Origin of the sequence: Streptococcus infantis, assembly GCF_047460825.1 — a bacterium.
Classification (GTDB): domain Bacteria; phylum Bacillota; class Bacilli; order Lactobacillales; family Streptococcaceae; genus Streptococcus; species Streptococcus infantis_V.
Genome location: NZ_JASHFO010000074.1, coordinates 1 through 830, shown reverse-complemented (window position 1 = coordinate 830; position 830 = coordinate 1). Strand labels below are relative to the sequence as shown.

Genomic DNA, 830 nt, shown 5'->3' with positions numbered 1-830 from the left:
ACTGGCGATAAGACAGTTAAGGAAGCAGATTCTAAAGGTGTTAAAGCACCAGCAACTAAGACCCCAGTTCAAAATACGTCATCCTTAACTCAACCAGAAAAAGATGCAGTTAAGAAAGCAGTATCAACCGCGAATCCAAGTGCAACTAAGGTTGAAGTAGGAAACGATGGATCAGCAACCGTAACGTTCCCAGATGGCACAACAGCAACCCTAACTGGCGATAAGACAGTTAAGGAAGCAGATTCTAAAGGTGTTAAAGCACCAGCAACTAAGACCCCAGTTCAAAATACGTCATCCTTAACTCAACCAGAAAAAGATGCAGTTAAGAAAGCAGTATCAACCGCGAATCCAAGTGCAACTAAGGTTGAAGTAGGAAACGATGGATCAGCAACCGTAACGTTCCCGGATGGTTCAACCGCAACCCTAACAGGCGATAAGACAGTTAAGGAAGCAGATTCTAAAGGTGTTCAAGAACCAGCTGCTAAGACCCCAGTTCAAAATACGTCATCCTTAACTCAACCAGAAAAAGATGCAGTTAAGAAAGCAGTAGCAGATGCTAACCCAACAGCAACTAAGGTTGAAGTAGGAAACGATGGATCAGCAACTGTAACGTTCCCAGATGGCACAACCGCAACCCTAACTGGCGATAAGACAGTTAAGGAAGCAGATTCTAAAGGTGTTAAAGCACCAGCAACTAAGACCCCAGTTCAAAATACGTCATCCTTAACTCAACCAGAAAAAGATGCAGTTAAGAAAGCAGTATCAACCGCGAATCCAAGTGCAACTAAGGTTGAAGTAGGAAACGATGGATCAGCAACCGTAACGTTCCC

The 830-nt window shown here is 43.7% G+C and carries 1 pseudogene; it reads left to right on the top strand.

The features are described from left to right. Positions 1-830: pseudogene (locus QM911_RS09870) on the top strand (protein with ysrik-signal peptide); the annotation flags it as partial.